Here is a 16,542-nt window from a genome sequence, read left to right on the forward strand (position 1 = left end):
GAAGAAGGAAGCTATTCGTGACGGACACAACGGCAACGACCGCAGCCAAGCTCGAAGAACTCCAGCGCCGTTTAGACAAGGCGCAGGATCCGGGCTCGGAGCGTGCCAAGGCCAAGCGTGACGAAGCTGGGTTGACCACCCCACGCCAGCGCATCGACACGCTGCTGGACGAGGGCACCTTCATTGAGATCGGAGCCCTCGGCAAAGCCCCGGGGGATAAGGACGCTCCTTATGGCGATGGGGTGGTAACTGGCTATGGCCAGATCAACGGCCGAACTGTCGCGGTATATGCGCACGATAAGACCGTTTACGGTGGTTCGGTGGGTGAGACCTTTGGCAAGAAGGTTGTGGAGATCATGGACATGGCTACCCGCATAGGCTGCCCGATCATCGGTATTAACGACTCCGGTGGCGCGCGCATCCAAGACGCCGTGACCTCCCTGGCGATGTACTCCGAAATTGCCCGACGCCAACTTCCCCTCTCAGGCCAATCCCCACAGATATCGATTCTCCTTGGTCCGTCTGCAGGCGGAGCTGTCTATGCACCCGTCACTACCGACTTTCTTGTCGCGGTGGATAAGCGCACGCAAATGTTTGTCACAGGACCCGCTGTTATTGAGTCGGTGACGGGTGAAAAGATCTCCCACGAGGAGCTCGGCGGGGCTCATGCGCAGGCACGCAATGGCAACATCTCCTACGTGGCACCGAGTGAGGAGGAAGCTTTTAACTATGTGAAAGACCTCCTCGATTTCTTGCCATCGTCGATGTACGACGAGACTCCGCAGTTCTGGGCACCAAGTGATGACCTCATCGAACGCGATAGTGAGCTAGCCAGCGTGATTCCAGACGACCCGAATGCCGGCTACGACATTCTCGAAGTGCTCACGCGCATTTTTGACGATGAAAATGTACTAGAGGTTCAGGATGAATACGGGCCGAACATGTTCACTGGTTTCGCGCGCATCGATGGACAAGCCGTTGGCGTGGTAGCTAATCAGCCGATAGTTCTGGCGGGGTGTATCGACGCGGATGCGGCGGACAAAGCTGCGCGTTTCATCCGTATCTGTGATGCCTACAATATTCCGCTGGTATTCGTAGTGGACACTCCCGGATACCTCCCCGGCGTGGAGCAAGAAAAGGTCGGTCTGATTCATCGAGGTGCGCGGTTGGGTTTTGCGATGGTGGAAGCGACAGTGCCGAAGATCACCGTCATTGTGCGCAAAGCCTTCGGAGGTGCTTATGCAGTTATGGGTAGTAAGAACCTCGGGGCGGACGTGAACCTCGCGTGGCCGACGGCTCAAATCGCCGTAATGGGAGCTGAAGCGGCAGTGGTGATGATGCAGGGCAAGCAATTGGCACAGATGCCTGGGGAAGCTCGTCCGGCAGCTCGGAAAATGTTCATGGATTTTTATAACGCACATATGACGAGCCCTTACGTCGCAGCTGAGCGGGGGTATTTGGATGCGATTATTGACCCGCAAGAGACTCGAGTTCGCTTGCGTAGAGCACTGCGTCAGCTGAAGAATAAAACGGTTTTAGAGGCGGAAAAAAAGCACACCATTATGCCTATGTGATGTGCGCGTGAAGCGATTTTCACATTCAATTACCCGAAAAGTCTCGACAATAAGTTGAGGAATGTAGAGTGGTACGGGTAGTAATTTCTTTGTCAAACATTCAGTGTTTGGCGTGTCGCATTTCCATGTGATCACTACACACACGGAATGTGAAAAGTACCCACAACCAATTGTTAGGACTGTACCTGTGGCTGAATCTCAACCAACGGCGACTCTCAAGCAAAAACTCGCGAAGAAGAAATTTGACGCAGAAGGCGTGGCACTCAACGTCAAGCACACCTTGTCAGGAATTCCGAAGCTGCTGAAGTCCGGAATCGTGGTGAGAAACAAGGGGGCCATGGGCAAGGTTAACCTCTTCCGAGGCATCGCCCAGTACCGCTTTTCCTGCGCACGACAGCTCTGGTATTCCGCCTACGCAGAGCCAGATCGTGTAGCAATCATCGATGACTTTGGCGAAATCACCTACAAAGAGATGCTGGATCAGGCCAAAGCTCTGGCGCGTTATCTGCAGGCCAACAACATGGGCGTCGACGGACGCGTGGGAGTGATCGCGCGAAACTCACGCATCATTCCTCTGCTGCTGTCAGCCAAGGGCTTCTGCGGGTTCAACGTCTACCTGCTCAACGTTGCATCCTCCCCACATCAGCTCCAAGAATGCATCGAGGAGCATAGTTTGGATGCTGTGTTCATGGATGAAGAATTTGGCTATCATCTTCCCGCTGACTGGTCCAAGTCCAAGACCTATGTGGCTTATGCCGAGGACATGGACAACCCAAAGGTGGCCAACCCCGAGTGGCAGACTTTTGAACAACTCATCGCCGCTGCCCCGAGCCCTTCCGAGGAAAAACTGGCGACGTTCCCTAAACAGGGCGACATCATCATCATGAGCTCCGGTACCTCCGGTACTCCGAAGGGAGTACGTCTGCGCGAGCCCATCTACCCCGTCGCGTTGCCATCCATCATCGAGCGTGTGGGATGGAAGGAAAACCTCGTTATTCAGCAGACGGCGTCGCTTTTCCACGCATGGGGCTGGGCTAACGTCAATATTTCTATCGCTCACCGTTCCACCGTGATCCTGCGCCGTGTCTTCGATCCGGTACAAGCCATGGAAGATCTGGAGAAGTACCGCTGCCGAGCCATCATCACGTCGCCAATTTTCATTAAGGAACAGCTGAAGGCGGCCAAGGCTGGCAACTACGACATCGAGAAGCAAGAGTTCGTGGTCAACTCAGGCAATATTTTGCACGAAGATCTCCTCCATGACCTCGTGGGCTTCTTTGGGCCTGTTGTCCGTAACTTCTACGGCTCTACTGAAAACTCTGTGGCCACCCTGACCGACGCTGAGGATATTCTCAAATATCCGATGACCACCGGAAAGCCCGCTGGTGGTACGCGTTTGGAGATCCTGGATGAGAAGGGAAATCCATGCTCACCGAACGAAGTTGGTCGCATTTACTGCCGTAACGTGATGAGCCTGCGGGGTTACACTAATCCGCGGGATAAGGCCATCATGCAACGGGGTCTCTATGAGATCGGCGATAAGGGCTATGTGGACGAGAACGGACGTTTGTTCGTGCTCGGCCGTGCTGATGACATGATCATCGTCGGCGGCGAGAACATCTACCCGCGTTCTGTGGAAGAATGCCTGTTCTCAATGCCAGGTATCAGGGATCTCTACGCCCATGGTGTCAGTGATGAGAACACTTTCCAGCGCATTAAGGTATGGCTCGTGCGCGATGACAATGAGGCCGGCGCCGCACTGACTGAGGAAGCTGTTCAGGAATGGGTTCGTGAGAAGCTGATGGATCCTGCCGTCCCCCGCGATGTGGAATTCATGGATGAGCTGCCTCGTAACCCCACGGGTAAGGTGATGCCTCGTTTACTCCCGGGGCTGGATTAGACCTAGACGAGTCTAGGCTTGTTACGCAATTCGCCTCACCAACTACTTCGCGATACATGCTTTCTGTGCACGACAATCGCTGGGGTTGTTGGTGAGGTTTTGCTTTGCGTGAAGACGTGTACCTCGTGAATATTCTTTGCCGTGTTTTAAAAAACTCTGCGATTGTGGGTAACTTTTTTCCCGTTGCATACGTTGTATTAGAACGCTGAGCATCCGCGAGCTTCCGAAAGGTTGCTTACAGTGGATGCTTTTTGATGGCTGATGACGCTACTGCATGACCACACAAAGACGATAACGACGAGAATAGACGAGGATTTTTCTGTGTCACGAGGTACTAATCCGCACACGCTGAAGAACAAGCTAATGAACAAGGCGTATCAGGTGGAAGGCGTAGCCGTGGACTTGAAAACCCTTGCCACGAGCATTGTCCCCCTACTGCGTTCCGGAGTGACCATTAAGAGCACCGGTCTCAAGGGCAAGTACAACTTTGTTAAAGGTATTGTGAAGTACCGTTTCACCTGCTCCCGTCAGCTGTGGTACTCCGCTAAGGGAGAACCGGATCGCGTCGCTATCATCGATGATTTCGGTGAGATCACCTACGGTGAGATGCTGGAACAGGCCGAAGCGTTGGCTCGTTATTTCGAAACTCACGGTATGGGTGAAGGAAAACGTATCGGCGTGATGGCTCGGAACTCCCGTATAATCCCTCTGTTGCTGTCAGCAAAGGGCTTCGTTGGCGCAGACATCTATCTTCTCAACGTCGCGGCCTCTCCTCACCAACTGCAAGAGTCCATCGTCGAACACGACCTGGATGCTATCTTCATTGACGATGAGTTCGGCCATCATCTCCCTGCTGACTGGGACAAATGCCAGGTTTATTTGGGTCACCTGGCAGATCCAGCAGCACCTCATGTTTCTAACCCTGAATGGAAATCGATCCACCAGCTTATCGAGGAGGCACCTTCCGAATCTGAGGTGAAACTCAAGGCCTTCCCTAAGCAGGGTGCCATAGTCATTATGAGCTCCGGTACGTCTGGCACCCCGAAGGGAGTGCGTCACCGTGAACCTTTGTTCCCAATGGCGATGAACGACATCATCCAGCGTATTGGCTGGCGAGAGCACATGATGATCCAGCAAACTGCGTCCCAGTTCCATTCCTGGGGGTGGGCAAATGTGAATATTGCGATTGCACACCGGGCGACGGTAATCTTGCGTCGAGTATTTAACCCAGTGCAGGCGATGGAAGATCTAGAAAAATACCAGGCCACCGCGATAATCAGTTCGCCAATCTTCCTGAAAGACCAGCTAAAAGCTGCGAACGAGGGGAACTACAACGTTGCGAACCTGGAGTTCATTGTCTCTTCTGGCAATGCCATGCACGTTGATCTTTTCAAAGGATTGGTGGACTACTTCGGTCCCGTAGTCCGCAATTTCTATGGTTCGACTGAAGTGTCAGTGGCGACGATTGCCGACTGCCAGGAACTGCTCGCCCAGCCGGAGACCGCTGGTAAACCAGTTGGTGGTGTGCGCCTGCGCATCCTTGACGAAGATGGCAAGACTCTCGGGCCGAATCAGCCGGGGCGTATTTTTTGCCGAGGCATTATGACTATGCGGTCTTACACCAATCCACGCGACAAGATGCGCATCGAGCGAGGTCTCCTGGCCATCGGAGATAAGGGTTATGTCGACAAAGGGGGGCGTCTGTTTGTTTTGGGTCGTGCCGATGACATGCTCATCGTCGGTGGTGAGAATGTCTACCCACGCTCGGTAGAGGAAGTGCTCTACTCTATGCCTGGAATTAAGGACCTCTTTGCTCACGGCGTGAAGGATGAGGACACTTTCCAACGCGTGAAAGTGTGGCTCGTGCGGGAGGATTCTCCAGAAGGTGAAGCTCTCACCGAAGAGGCTGTGCAGAAATGGGTGGGTGACAACTTGTTGGCGCCCGCTATCCCTCGTGAAGTTGTCTTCATGGATGAACTCCCTCGTAACCCCACGGGAAAGGTCATGCCGCGGAAGCTACCCGGCATTGATGATTAAAACCGGAGGCACTGCGCGCAGCAACTGGGATAGCTCGGGAAATTAGTGATTCCTGCGGGAGCGCCAGATCAGCACGCTGAGGATCAGGGCCATCCCGAATAGCGCGCAGAGCCAGGACAGGAGAACAATCCAGCCACCGGCGAAGAAATAACCGGAGATCCAGCCGATGATGGAGGACCCAAGATAGTAGCTCAGCACGTAGGTGCTTGATGCTTCTGCGCGGTCATGCGTGGCGACGAGACCCACCCACGAGCTGGCGGTGGAGTGGGCTGCAAAGAAGCTGGCGGTAAACAGGAACGCTCCCAGGATGGTGGTCCATAACCACGGAGCCATGAGGAGCAGCAAACCCACGAGAGCCAAAGAGACCGAACCAGCCATCACTGTGCCACGACCGAATTTGTGCATGTACGTTCCGGCGCGGGCGGAGGACCACGTACCGGAGAGGTAGAGGATAAAAACGAATGCGGCGAGGGATTCGGGTAATCCGAACTGAGAAATAAGGCGGAATCCCAGGTAGTTGTAGAGAGACACGAAGGCGCCCATGATCAAGAAGGGCAGGATGAAGAGTTTGATGAGGGTGGGGTTGCGAATGTGTGATGTGAATGCTGCAGTCTCGCGGGCAAAGGTGATCTTCTTCGGGGTAAAGTAGCGCTGTTTAGGCAAAATGGCGGCAGTGAATAGCGCGGTGGACAGCGCGAAGATAGCTGAGACGATGGTGGCTCCGCGCCAGTCGAGGATTTCCAGTGCAAAGCCGGGGATCAGGCGGCCACAGAGTCCACCAAGGGTGGTGCCGGCAATATAGAACCCCATGATTTTGGGCAGGTATTCTGAGCGGATTTCCTCGGAAAGATATGCCATAGCTACGGCTGGCACACCAGCGACGGCCACGCCTTGTAGAGCGCGTAGGGCAATAAGGGCTCCGATGCTGGGCATGAAAGCGAGTAGTAGGGAGAGCACTGTGGCAACGATGACGGAGACTTGTAGCACTAGCCGCCGCCCCACGCGTTCACTGATGATGCTTGCTGGCACCACGGTGAGCGCTAGCGCACCTGTGGTTGCAGAGACGGTGAGCGCGGTGGTGGTAGGGGTGACGCCGAAATCGGTTGATAAGCTCGGCAGAAGCGCTTGGGTGGCGTAGAGGGCGTTGAAGGATGCTAAGCCTGCGCACATGGCTCCGAAAAGTATTTTCCGGTAGCCGGGGTCACCTGGACCGTATCCTTGTGCTTCACCGGAGGCTTCTTTATCGGCGACTTCTCCACCGGTAGCTGGCGCCGAGGTCTCTCTCGTTTGGGTCATGCCTAATATTTTCCACTCCCCCCTTTGATACCCTAAATGCAATAAGCAACGCATAGTATCCCAAGTTGTGCAATACTTTGGGTTATGAAAGAGCTTCAGTGGTTCCTCGACCTAGTGAGCACCCAGAACATGGTGGATTCCTCCGTCAACTTGGGAGTCAGCCAATCTGCGCTATCGCGGCGCTTAGCGGCTTTAGAGTCTGAGGTCGGAGCACCGCTTTTCGACCGTAACGGCCGTCACTTAGCTCTTAACGAATGTGGAAAGGCCTTGGCTCGCCGGGCGCAGGATGCCACCAATGTGTGGCAGCGTGGTGTGGAGGAAGTGCACCGCCTCATGGACCCGGAAAGGGGTACCGTGCGCCTTGATTTCATGCACTCATTGGGTACGTGGATGGTTCCTGATCTGGTGCGGGCGTATCGCGAAAAGCATCCATACGTGACTTTTCAGTTGGTACAGGGGGCGGCGCAAACGCTTATTGATCATGTGTTGGCCGGGGAGGCGGATGTTGCTCTGGTGGGACCAAAGCCTGCCGCTTTCGTCGACTCGGGTGAGTTGGGGTGGAAGCAATTGGCGACGCAACGCTTAGCTCTCGCCGTGCCTTCTACCCATGAGTGGGCTGGTCGTGACTCCGTGAGCATTGCGGAAGCCTGTGATGAGGATTTTGTGGCAATGCTGCCCGGCTATGGCACGAGGATGCTGTTGGATGAATTGACGGCGCGCGCGGGGTTCCGCCCCAAGCTGGTTTTTGAATCTATGGAGCTGACAACCCTCGCTGGCTTGGTGTCTGCAGGGCTGGGGGTGGCTGTGTTGCCACTGGGGGACCGTAACATCGTGATTCCCGGAATGGAGCTGATCCCTCTGAAGGAGAAGCGCGAACGCGAGTTGGGCATGGTGTGGCGGAGAAAAGTCTCGCCCGCGCTGGCGGCTGAGGCTTTTCGGGAATTTGTGTCTCAGCGACCGGAGATCCGCTTGCAAGAGGGCTATCCGACTTGCGGAACCAGAAGGCCTAGGCACCAATGACGCCAAAGTCATCCTTCCACGCGACCACAGTGGAGGGTCTGGTCAGGGATGTCCCGCCATCTGGCCAGTGGGACGTGGTAGATTCCACCGTAGCTTCGTCGTCTTCACCCGGGTGTTGGACATTGACGATCACACGCTTATCAAATACCAATGGGCCACAGGTTTCGGCCCCCGCGGGCACAGTGAGGAACTGCTTGGTTTGTCCGCGGGTCTCTCCTTCCAAAGAGACGGCGAATAGGCCGTCGTTGGAATTCAAGGCATTGCCATCGGTGGAGATCCATAGATTCCCGAAGGAATCGAAGGTGAGGTTGTCAGGGCAGGAGATAGGTGAGACGCGCGCCTTATCGAAACCACCGAAGTACGTCTCGGCCTGGGCAGGATCGCCGCAGACCAGCAGAAGGTTCCACGTGAACTTTTCACCCGCATGATCGTCATCAATTTCCATGACCAAACCGTTTTTGTTCTCTTGGATCGGCGCCCATTCGGCAATCGGAGCGTCGTTTTTACCCTCTCGGTTTGCACCTCGGTAGTCGTTGTTAGTCAACGCGGCATACACCTTGCCGCTGGTTGGGTGGGGCTCCACGTCTTCTGGCCGATCCATCTTGGTGGCTCCCACCTTGTCCCCAGCTTCACGTGTGAAGACCGCGACTTCTTCCGCGGACATCCCTTCCACGTGTGATTCTGCAGAACCATGAGCTGTGACAGTGAGGAGTTTCTTCCAGGTGCCGGTGCCGTCATATTTCCCGTCTTTGGGCAGCTTCCCGGATTCTGTGAAGTCAGCAGAGTTACCTTCAAAATGGGCGACATATAGTGTGCCCTCGTCCAGAATTTTCATGTTCTCAGCACGGTCTTCAGCGGTGTGGCCGCTGCGCATCCTCCGCGAAGAGACGAATTTGTAGAGGTATTCGAAGCGGGAGTCGTCACCTGAGTAAGCAACAACGGTGCCGTCGGAGGTGACGTGAATATTGGCGCCCTCATGCTTAAAACGGCCTAGCGCTGTGTGCTTGACGGGCGTGGACGTCGGATCCCAGGGGTTCACCTCCACCACATAGTTAAAGCGGTGTGGTTCATTCGGTTCCTTGCGGATGTCCCAACGATCCTCGAAGCGCTCCCACTTGCGCTGGGTCTCCGCGTCTTCCATGCCATAGCGCTTATAACGATCGCGAGCTTGTGCATTCTTCACCTCACCACCGCCGGCGAAGTATTGATCCACGTTTTCTTCACCAGAGAGGATGGTGCCCCAGGGTGTTACTCCGCCGGAACAGTTGTTGATGGTGCCTTCCACCTTCTTGCCTGTCCGGTCTTTGGAGGTCTTGGCCAGATCACTTCCCGCGACGGGGCCGCGTAACTCGAAGGGGGTGTGGCCATGGATGCGGCGGTTGTACTTCCCCATCACTGGTTTGAGCCGCCCGTCCTTATCATTGCCCTCGACTTCGACGATGGACATTCCGTGGCTGGCGAGCTCGATCATCACCTGTTCTTTGGTAGGGTTGTCCGGGTCGTAGCCTGTGAACATCTGCTGCGGGGTGGTGTATTCGTGATTCGACACCAAGAGGAAATGGTTCTTTTTTCCCTCGATAGGCAATAACGCAGCAAAGTCACAGTTGAAGCCGTATTGCTTCTGAGCATTCTCTACGCTCTGGTTGTCGACGGACCACTCTCCAGCACCCTCGACGACCTTATCCCCCCAGCGGATGACGACATCACTGGAGTAGCCCTTTGGAACGACGACAGCATCTTCAGTGTTGGGCTTCACCATCTCAAAATTCAGGCCGGGAGGAGCAGCTACATCTGTACCGGCTTGTGTGGTGGCAGACGTGGCGTCGGTACCAGTGGCGTCCGCACATGCAGCGAGAAACGACGCCCCTCCGACCGTGACCACAGCTGCGCCGCCTGCGCGCAAAGCAGTGCGACGCGAATACTCCCGCGTGAAGAGATCGCCAAAGTAAGCGTTGTCGGAGGTGTTGGGGACTGGTTTGAAGCAGGCATCGCCACATTTGTATAGGCAGGTGCGGTGGGACCTGCTGGAACGGAAATCCAGAGCGCTCAGTAGGTTACGGCCTTGTAGACCCATCGTTGTTTTCTTCCAATCGTCGCGTCGTCCTGTGCTTTGAGCCTGGATGGCTCTGTTCGAGACACAGTGAGTTATGGAACCGCGACAGACTTTAGAAGATGCGAATAAATTCGCACTTGACGCCAGGTGTACACCCCATGAACGGTTGATGGGTAATCGGTGAATCCGTTTTACCTGGCGTTCAACTATTCTGCTCCTGGCCGCTGCGAGCCCCAGCTAGCAGGTGTGTGAACTACTCGTGAGCAGGCGCGGATGCTGCTCCTTGGCAGGCGCGCAGGATCCTCTCATTGAGCGACTTGGGCGCAAAGAATGCGGATAAATTACTTGCGCACAAATGAGGCAATGAGTCGCCAGCCGAAGATCAACAGTGCCCCCATCACCGTGGCAACTAGAACAAAGGACCAGTGCGGAACTGCCGCGTGGCGGATAGCCCAGATGATCAGCCCAGAAGCGACCGCAAAAATCCATACGATAGCTCCCACTCGGTAGTCGAATCCCCTGACCGCATCTTTACGGAGAATAGCCCAGGCTAGGAGCACTCCCACCCAAAACGGCCAGGTGGTGCTGAGCCATCCTAGGAAGTTAAACGGCATATCAGGCGACTGGTGTGCATAGCGCGCCGCGAGGCCGAAGAGGGCGATAGCAACGAGGTCAAGAATAAAGGGGAGAATACGCGCAGAGCCGTGTGGGCTCTGAGACGGCGAAGGGGAGTGAGAAGATGAGGAAGCAGAAGCGGTCATGTCTCTAGTCTATGTCCCTCGTCGTCGTGGATCACTTTCGAACAACGACCATCCTCGAATCGCGACCGTTCTTGTGTGTTGATCATCCTCACGCATCGTCTGTGGCCGGGCACGGGCGAGTTGGGTCCGTATCAAAGATGGGACGTGCCAATTTTGCACCGAAGTAGATGAGCCATCCCACCGCGGTGAGACCGATGAAGCCGATCATGCGGTAAACAATGACCGCTGCGAAAGCTTGGACAGAGGTCATCGCGGCGATGGCCACCAGCGAGGTGGTGAGAGCGACGTCCACAGGGCCTAGGCCACCGGGTGTGATCTGTGCCTGGCCCGCCAACTTGGCGAGGAGGAAGCTCAGAACCACGCCTGCGATCGGAGGCTCACCGGCGACAGCCAGGATGCAGGCCAGCAGGCAGAAGATCTCAAATATCCAGTTGAGCAGGCTTGCGGCAATCGCCATAGCTAATTGGGGGAGCGGGAGCTGTATAGCGGACAGTTGATCTGCAAAACCCCGGATGTTGTCAGTGTAATAGTCCTTGGGCTTCTTCCTCCATCCAGCGAAAACTCGGGCGCAGGAGATGAGCCAGTTTTCCACCTTGCTCGGGTTGGAGGCGATCCAATTGGTAAAAAAGGCCAATGCTGCCAACGTCACCAGTGATAGGACAAGGGTAAAGGGCTGGACCTTCAGACCGAGAAAAAAGATAGAACCAATTGCCAGAATGGCCATCCCGGCTCCCGATAGCACTCCGGAAAGCACCATGTACCAACTAGCGATGACGGGAGTGGCGCCCCACTTCAGCTGTTCGCGGAAAATCATCGCCACGCTCATCGCCGGGCCACCGGGGAACGTGGAGCTCCAGGCATTTGCTGCCATGCAGAGGACATTGGCCGTGCGACGTTTCACATTCACACCCGCCGAGCGCAATGGAATCACCATCACCTCTGCCTGGGCAACCATCGATAGCGCTACGAACACACAGCCTGCCAGGATCCATTTCAAGTCGGCAGTTTTTAATGCACGCCACCCTTCACCGATGAAGTACATGCGGTCGCGAGCGAACCACATGATGGCTCCCAGCACTATGAGCACGAAGGCGCTTCGGGCGCGTTTCGTGCTCGCGATGTGGCTGATTTTCTGCCAATTCACAGCTCGTCCTTGTCCTCTTGCATACGTTTCATCAGTTCGGAGAACGGTAAGTTGCGGGAGTGAGGAGAGACCGTCGTGGGAGTAGCGAGTTGCTCGTTGTGCCCAATCTTCTCAGAGAGCTTCTTAATCCATGCGGGTGCCCACCAGTTGTCCTCGTGGAGCATGTGCATCACTGCCGGGACAAGCAACATGCGCAGGATGGTGGCGTCGAGAATAAGGGCGATGACCATGCCGAAGGCGATGTATTTCATCATCACGATTGTGGAGAAGCCGAAAGCGCCGCACACCACAATCATGATCAGCGCTGCTGCGGTAATGATGGATCCCGTGGTCGCTGTGCCGAAGCGAATAGCCCGATCCGTGGACAGGCCACGCGCTCGCGCTTCCACCATGCGAGAGACCAAAAAGACCTCATAGTCAGTGGATAGGCCAAAGATGATGGCGACGATCAGCACCAGAACAGGGCTCATCAACGGCCCTTCGGTGAAATTGAAAAGGGTAGATCCCACGCCATCGACAAATAGCAAAGTGAGAAGGCCGAGGGTGGCTCCGGTGCCGAGGATGTTCATAATCACAGCCTTGGCCGGAATGATCAGCGAGCCGAAGATCAAAGACATCAGCAGGAAGCTGACGGCCACGATATACAGCAGCATCCACGGGAGTTTGGCGAACAAGGCGTTGATGGACTCCACCTCCAGAGCAGGCGTGCCCGCCACGTAGATGTCGGCTCCATCGTAGGAGAGGTCGTGCAGGTAGTTGACCACGCGAGAGTAGTTGTTGCGGTCTGCTACAGAGCCACTGAGGACAGTGACCCCGTCCTTGGTCGCCTGGGAGATCTGGAAGGGACCGGATAGCCCTTCAGCTTTGTTGGCTTGCTGGTAAATCTGCGAGACTGCTCGAGGATCATCGGACTTCACCACGAGTTTCACCGGGTCGGTGCGCATGGTGGGGAAGTGCTCATCAAAATGCTGCTGGGCTACGCGGGTGTCCTGGTTGGGCGGAAGGTAGGTCTCATTGAGGCCGCCCAGTTTGATTCCGCCTAGAGGAATGGCCATGAGCAGCATGCCAGTCACGATGATGATGGTCACAATTGTGGAATGCCGCATGGCGAAGGTCGGGATGCGACCCCAGATTCCTCCGACTACCTCTGAGCGCTTGCGGGTCTGCTTTTTGAGCGACCACTTGTCGATATTTTCACCGAGGAGCGCGAAGATGCTCGGAAGTACAGCCACTGATAACAATGCGGCTAGCCCTACGGCGGAGATTGCCCCGAAGGCGACAGATTTGAGGAATGCCTGCGGGAATATCAACAGTCCGGAGAGCGCCACAGCCACCATTAAGGCGCTGAACACCACTGTTTTACCTGCAGTGGCGGTGGTGTTTTTGACCGCGTCACGGATGGTATTTCCCTCTGCGAGTTCCTCCCGGAAGCGCGACACCATGAATAGTCCGTAGTCGATGGCCAGCCCGAGCCCCAGCAACGTGACGACGGATTGTGCGAACACGTTGATTTGGGTGAACGACGCCAAAATTGCCAGCACACCCGCGGATCCCATGATGGAGAGCAGCCCCACGAGAAGCGGCATGCAGGCGGCGATGACGCCGCCGAATACGAGGAGTAGTAACAGGCCGACGGCTGGCAGCGCGTAGACTTCGGCTCGCTTGATGTCACGGGACATGCCCTCATCGAGGGCATCAGAAACGGCCGTGGCGCCAGCGATTTCTACAGTGGCGCCAGCAACTTTGATGTTACGTAGATCTTTCTCCACTATGCGGAAGTTCTTGAGAACATCCTCGCCAGTACCGGCCATGGCCACGGAGGCGAAGGCGGCGCGTCCGTCTTCTGTGGCCATTTGCTTCGGCCCGTTATCGAAGTAACTGGTAATTGGCCCGAGGTTATCCGGATACTTCTGTTTCAAGGCATTGAGTTGCACCGTCATGGAGGATTTCACCTCAGGGCTGGTAGCACTGTGGGGTTCATCGCCCCTGACGAGTACGATCACGTCGCCTTTGTCGTCGCGGCCGAAAATCTCCTGCTCTATGGCGGCGGCTTTGGTGGATTGGGAATGGGGATCGTCCCACCCCTCTTGACTCATTTTGTCACCCAATTGAGTACCGAAAATGGCAAAGAGCGCAACGATTGCTGCGATGATCACCAACGGAATGACGCGACGGAAGCGATATGCGTAGTCGCCCCAGGTGCTGAACATCCGGTGGATCTCCTTCCGAAAGAATAAGTACTAAAGGAAATAAGTACTAAACGCCGTGAGACGTTAGTCGAGCAAAGCGCTCAATGGACGGAATGGGGTGAGCCAAGCTCCGCCATCGGGCAGAGCATCCAGTGTGATGCGCGGCAAACGCTCGCGAAACACTCCTGGAATTTCCTCGAGATCGACGAATTCCACGGCTTCTGAATCTACAGCCCACGTGGCGTGCTCTTCGAAACCGAGTACGGTGACGGGGATCTCGTCGGCCAGTTCTTCAAGGAGATCCTTGAAATTACGTCCATCGGCACTGGCGACGATGAGCGCATCCAAAACGCCTTCCTCGCGGCGGCGACGAATGTGCACCAACATGTCCTCGTCCACGTCAGTATCGTCCTCTACCTTTGGTTTGGCGAAGACAGCAAAGCCGATATTGCGTAACGCCTCCACCCAGGGGCGGACAGCGTCAGCGCTACCAGGAACTATGTTGGTAAAGACGGTTGCTTCTGGCAAGACCTCGCTGCCGAATTCCTCTTTGAGTTCTGCGGCGCGCTTGATCAGCCAGCGGCCAATGGCGTCGAAACGAGGACGGAAGGCTGCGGTGGGGCGACCCCCTAGGATGGAACCCAATCCCATATCGATGTTGGGTGCATCCCATACCAGCAAGACCGCAGGTACGGTTTGCGGGCTGCGGCCATACTGAGCGATCTGCTCCGAGAACTCAGTGGTGTTTACTTCTTCCGCCACAGGTACTCCTTGATCACATGGTTCTTATCCAGGCCTTTTCCTTCGAACTTGGTGATGATCTGACGGTCAAGCAGCACCGGAATGTCGGATGTGTCCTCAGGCCAGCCCAGATACTCTAGCTGCGGCTCAACCTCCACCAGTTCATCGATCCACTCGGCGTACTCGGCGTGATCGGTAGCCACATGCAAAATACCCCCCGGTTTCACACGCTCCGCGATGAGATGCAGCGTGCCGGACTGGATGATTCGGCGTTTGTGATGGCGTGCCTTGGGCCACGGATCGGGGAAGAAGATGCGGACCCCGGTTAAGGAATTCGGGGCGAACATACGCTGGAGTACCTCCACACCATCACCCCGGATCAAACGAACGTTATCGAGGCCATCACGCACGATGGAACCCAGTAACTTGGCATGACCGGCCTTATATAGTTCCACCGCCACGATGTTGGTGTCTTTTTCTAAAGGAGCCATCGCTGCGGTGGACGTGCCTGTTCCCGAACCGATCTCCACAATGGTGCCATTCGGCGCGCGGCGCCCAAACCATGTATCGAGGTCAATGTGCTCGTCGGAGAGCACTTTTCCTAGCCGAGGCCAGTGCTCATCCCACAGTGCGGCTTGATTGTCCGTGAGTGTGCCACGACGAAAACTAAAGCTACCCAGTCGCGGATAATCGCGACCATCGTTAAACTCGGTTTGCAGCGGGCGCCCATGGGGAAGTGCCCCAATCTCAGAATAATTTTTGGTATTTTGCGGATTATCAGGGTTAGTCATCCCGTATATTCTTGCAGACATGGGGTTATTTAGGGGGATCCACACGTGAAGACTATTGCGGTTATTGGGCCAGAGCAGCGCCGTGCCCAAACATTAGCCACACAATTAATGCGCTGTCGGGTCAAAGTGGGCGCAGGCCCACAGGATAATCCGGACGGAGTGATCGCCGTTGTCGGTGAATGGTCACCGCGGGATCAGGAGGTCGTGGACGCGGTGTCACAGGCTATGGGGGCGCTGGTGCTCTACCGGCCATCGTCCAAGCAGGAGGGGAGTAACCCCTGGCCACAGCAGCCAGGGGTGTATCACTGCACGAGTGTTGCCGAGGTGCAAAGCGCAGTCGATTCACTCTTTCTCAACCGGAGCCGTTGGTATGCGGATGCGCGCCGGGCGGACCTTGAACGGGAAGATCGCGTGCGTATTGCCGTTCGCTTGGAGATGAGGAGGGTGGCGACGAGTTTGGCTGAGCATATGGAGGATGTGAACCGGGCGCATGAGAGGTTTGTAGCTCATCTACAGGTGGCGTTATTGCGCCATGGTTTGGCGTGGCCAACGATTGAAACGACGAGAGAGGTAGGGGAGATGGAAGTCACTCGCAACAAGATGGGGGAAGCTGTCGCGGTTGCTGCGGGACTCCTTGGCGGTGTGGCGTTGGGATTTGGACTTGGGCGCGTGACGGGGCAGCCGCTGCTGGGGTTGTTGTGTGGCGTGTTGGTGGCCGCGGTGGGTGCCGGTGTGCGTGTGGCTATGGTGCGTACGCAACGGCGAGAGGCGGATCTGGCGAAGTACAGGGCGAATGTGCGGGAATCGTGGATGGCTTTGGTGGCTGATGTGATGTCCCGTGCTCACATTCCGCGTGTTCACGAGTCACTGGCGGCATCGGCTCTGGGTAGGGTGACGCCACATGGGCCGACCTTAGGCACCACGACGCCAAGTGGAGCGTCCTTAGGCATCACGACGCCACATGGAGCGACCTTCGGCACCACGACGCCACATGGAGCGTCTTTTGATAGCACAACGCCGGGCGGTGGGCGCTAAC

12 protein-coding genes are annotated in these 16,542 nt (G+C 56.0%); 5 read left to right on the top strand and 7 right to left on the bottom strand.

Annotated features, from left to right (window positions below; translation table 11 throughout):
* The first annotated feature begins 17 nt into the window (after positions 1 to 17).
* From GP473_RS00630 to GP473_RS00640, 3 genes are all read left to right on the top strand, one after another.
* On the top strand, positions 18 to 1,574 hold the full coding sequence (locus GP473_RS00630; protein WP_186276952.1) for an acyl-CoA carboxylase subunit beta: 1,557 nt from the start codon (positions 18 to 20) through the stop codon (positions 1,572 to 1,574).
* A gap of 187 nt (positions 1,575 to 1,761) precedes the next feature.
* Entirely contained in the window at positions 1,762 to 3,474 is a 1,713-nt protein-coding gene (locus GP473_RS00635) for an AMP-binding protein (protein ID WP_186276953.1), read from the top strand.
* 363 nt (positions 3,475 to 3,837) lie between these two features.
* Positions 3,838 to 5,511, top strand: coding sequence for an AMP-binding protein (locus GP473_RS00640; RefSeq protein WP_186277227.1), 1,674 nt, complete (start codon positions 3,838 to 3,840; stop codon positions 5,509 to 5,511).
* Positions 5,512 to 5,553: 42 nt separating this feature from the next.
* On the opposite strand, the gene GP473_RS00645 is transcribed toward GP473_RS00640, so the two are convergent.
* The gene (locus tag GP473_RS00645) at positions 5,554 to 6,807 is read right to left on the bottom strand and encodes an MFS transporter (RefSeq protein WP_186276954.1); all 1,254 of its coding nucleotides are present in this window, start codon (positions 6,805 to 6,807) and stop codon (positions 5,554 to 5,556) included.
* Between the two features lie 84 nt (positions 6,808 to 6,891).
* Here GP473_RS00645 and GP473_RS00650 point away from each other — a divergent pair, with 84 nt between their 5' ends.
* Entirely contained in the window at positions 6,892 to 7,827 is a 936-nt protein-coding gene (locus GP473_RS00650; protein WP_186276955.1) for a LysR family transcriptional regulator, read from the top strand.
* Here the strand turns inward: GP473_RS00650 and GP473_RS00655 are convergent.
* The 6 genes from GP473_RS00655 to trmB form a co-directional block, all read right to left on the bottom strand.
* Positions 7,814 to 9,901 carry a PhoX family protein gene (locus tag GP473_RS00655; RefSeq protein WP_185769634.1) on the bottom strand — a complete coding sequence of 696 codons (2,088 nt, stop codon included), beginning with the start codon at positions 9,899 to 9,901 and terminating at the stop codon, positions 7,814 to 7,816. The genes GP473_RS00650 and GP473_RS00655 overlap by 14 nt on opposite strands.
* Before the next feature lie 320 nt (positions 9,902 to 10,221).
* The gene (locus tag GP473_RS00660) at positions 10,222 to 10,641 is read right to left on the bottom strand and encodes a DUF3054 domain-containing protein (RefSeq protein ID WP_185769633.1); all 420 of its coding nucleotides are present in this window, start codon (positions 10,639 to 10,641) and stop codon (positions 10,222 to 10,224) included.
* An 88-nt stretch (positions 10,642 to 10,729) separates the two neighbouring features.
* The gene (locus GP473_RS00665) at positions 10,730 to 11,785 is read right to left on the bottom strand and encodes a lysylphosphatidylglycerol synthase transmembrane domain-containing protein (protein ID WP_281381135.1); all 1,056 of its coding nucleotides are present in this window, start codon (positions 11,783 to 11,785) and stop codon (positions 10,730 to 10,732) included.
* Positions 11,782 to 13,995, bottom strand: a complete 2,214-nt coding sequence (locus GP473_RS00670) for an MMPL family transporter (RefSeq protein WP_186276956.1) — start codon at positions 13,993 to 13,995, stop codon at positions 11,782 to 11,784. Before GP473_RS00670 ends, GP473_RS00665 begins: the two co-directional genes overlap by 4 nt.
* Positions 13,996 to 14,058: 63 nt before the next feature.
* On the bottom strand, positions 14,059 to 14,697 hold the full coding sequence (locus GP473_RS00675) for an NYN domain-containing protein (RefSeq protein ID WP_246394923.1): 639 nt from the start codon (positions 14,695 to 14,697) through the stop codon (positions 14,059 to 14,061).
* A gap of 23 nt (positions 14,698 to 14,720) precedes the next feature.
* Positions 14,721 to 15,506 carry a tRNA (guanosine(46)-N7)-methyltransferase TrmB gene (gene trmB / locus GP473_RS00680; protein WP_185769630.1) on the bottom strand — a complete coding sequence of 262 codons (786 nt, stop codon included), beginning with the start codon at positions 15,504 to 15,506 and terminating at the stop codon, positions 14,721 to 14,723.
* 45 nt (positions 15,507 to 15,551) lie between these two features.
* Between trmB and GP473_RS00685 the strand changes: the two genes are divergently transcribed.
* Complete coding sequence (locus GP473_RS00685; RefSeq protein WP_185769629.1) at positions 15,552 to 16,541, top strand: hypothetical protein; 990 nt, start codon at positions 15,552 to 15,554, stop codon at positions 16,539 to 16,541.
* The last annotated feature ends 1 nt before the right edge of the window (position 16,542 follow it).

It is taken from the genome of Corynebacterium anserum (genome assembly GCF_014262665.1).
Lineage (GTDB): Bacteria > Actinomycetota > Actinomycetes > Mycobacteriales > Mycobacteriaceae > Corynebacterium > Corynebacterium anserum.